The organism is Myxococcales bacterium (genome assembly GCA_012513515.1).
Lineage (GTDB): Bacteria > UBA10199 > UBA10199 > 2-02-FULL-44-16 > JAAZCA01 > JAAZCA01.
Genome location: JAAZCA010000035.1, coordinates 1 through 2158 on the forward strand (window position 1 = coordinate 1; position 2158 = coordinate 2158).

At 46.1% G+C, this 2158-nt stretch carries 2 protein-coding genes; both read right to left on the reverse strand.

Annotated elements, in window-relative coordinates:
* Nucleotides 1-565 (reverse strand): hypothetical protein (locus tag GX659_07340; GenBank protein ID NLD28596.1); only part of this gene is annotated, 565 nt, incomplete at its 3' end.
* A gap of 6 nt (nt 566-571) precedes the next feature.
* Nucleotides 572-1645, reverse strand: a complete 1074-nt coding sequence (locus tag GX659_07345) for a hypothetical protein (GenBank protein NLD28597.1) — start codon at nt 1643-1645, stop codon at nt 572-574.
* Nucleotides 1646-2158: the final 513 nt, after the last annotated feature.

Sequence of the window (2158 nt, forward strand, 5' to 3'; positions counted from 1 at the left end):
GCCTTGCCAGCTTCATTATGCTCCACGCCCCGACTATGTAGGTCGAGATGGAAAGCCGTTTCATCGGCCTGCTCGATGTAAAGTCCGGAGCGCATAGGTTTACGGTTTTTGTTGGCTTGCCGAATACCCTTACGCGAAACGGTCCCTGTGATGAGAGAAGAAGCTTGTAGAAGAGGTCCGGATCTATTTCCGGATGATCTTCCAAATACACCGCACACGCTATTTTCTCTATTTTTTTTATTTTAGAGAATATGAAGTGAGTTGCAATGAGAAATACGAAAAGAACGGCCTCCATAGCGTAGGCGTTTTCCGCTGTCGTATATGAGAGGATCATGAGCCAGACAATCCCCGAGGCCAGATATGGAATCCCAAATATGCCGCGTATTGGAGCGATGAATTCCTCAAAAAGTCCTAATGGAAAGCTCGCATATACGGCGAACCATCCACGGAGTGTGATAGGATATAACAATATCCTGATAAGCGGTAGAGCGAACAAAACCGCCATTGTGATAAAAATTTCAATTCTCGGCTGCCAGAGAAATGAGGCTAGGTGCTGCCAATCCATATTTTATTATCTCCCGCTTTTGGACTCCTGGTTTGTCCCAGGGGATGATGTGAGAAGTGCAAGGTTGTAGCGAAACATGAGATCCACGGGCCTTTTGCCTATCATGAACTGTTCCTGGGCCAGCCTCTGGGATATTCTGCTCGCAACGGAATTTGCCGAACCTTTCTGTGTTTCGTAGATTGCTGTAATCATTCCTTTGTCGCTGATGGACATCACCATGTCGATCGGATAGCGGACCAGAGATCTGACATAGTTACCTATCTGTTCTACGAGCGAAGCGCTTTTTGTGATTCCGAACCTCTTTCTTACGTTGGCGTAGTTCGTGATCGATATGTCGTATTTGAAAGTCATCTGCTCATTACTTGGCTGCTTGGCTGCCTCTTCGGACGCTGGCAGAAGTATGTGATAGACCGGGTGGTTGGGCACAGGGAGGTCGGCCCACATCTGGCCGCGCTGGCTGACCACTATCTGACGGGCGTTGTATAACACAGGCACCTGACCGTTTTCGTTGGTGCCGTGTACGAGTCTGTCCAGAAATTCCTGACTGTTTATATTATCGAGATTTCTATCATGACTCTCGAAGCTTATTTTTATTCCCGGACCGCTTCGAAGTGCGAACTGTGATATGGATATCTTTATCTTCGTCCCTCTGTCCGCGCGTCTGGCAAGGTAATCGATGAGTTTGACGAAGGCTTGCCCTATCTTGTCTCTATCGCCCCATATTCCTGGCAGGTCGGCTTCAGTCGAAATGTGATATGTTATCTGTCGGCTGAGGAAGAGCATGTCTTCTGCCATCAGTATTCTTCTCAGCATGTCGAGAGGGTCGAAATTAGAAATTTTGCCTGAGGTCATCAATATAGAAAACTGCGGTTCTCTGGGTCTCGGCAAAGATATTTCAGGTTTGATCCTTGCTGCTGTCTTTCCCCTATTTTTTTTCTCACGGGTGATTTTTTTTGAAGAAACAGTTTTAGCCGCAGCTTTCTTTTTTGAGAGCTTTAGTGTTTTTTTGCGAATGGACTTAGCGACGGGCTTGGCCCTCTTTTTGTCTTTCTTTTTGGCCTTCGATCTATTCACCTTCATGGGAGCTGTATCTATACCATCGAAACTTCTATGACAAGGTCAAAGGGGGCATATATGCTGCAAGAAATTGACCCCTATTTGTGTCACCCATGTCCCAATAATCAACTGTTGCCTATGTATCTGAAATGGATCCATCTTAATCTTGATCCTGATTTTAATCTTCATCTTCATCTTAATCCTGATTCTGATCTTAGTAACGATATTTTTGAATATAAGCTAGTCTTACAAAAGGCGGATCAAAGATCAGCGATCAGGATTCAACCCCCTCCCGCAACAGCCGTGACTGGTGAGTGGTGAACAGTCTGAACGGGATTCCCGCTTACAGCATGCGGGAATGACGGCGTGATTGTCATCCCCGAGTGCTTTAATCGGGGGATCCCGCAACAACCGTGACTGGGAAAAACAGAAGCTAGAAGCGAGAGGTTAGAAGCTAGAAAAACCTCGCCTGTAAAAATATTGCTTCTCACTTCTAGGTTCTAGCTTCTTGATGTTTTGGTCTATGGTCAATCGTCC

Excerpts from the sequence above, each read along its gene's own strand:
- GX659_07345 (NLD28597.1), bottom strand. The coding sequence starts at position 1,645 with ATGAAGGTGAATAGATCGAAGGCCAAAAAGAAAGACAAAAAGAGGGCC.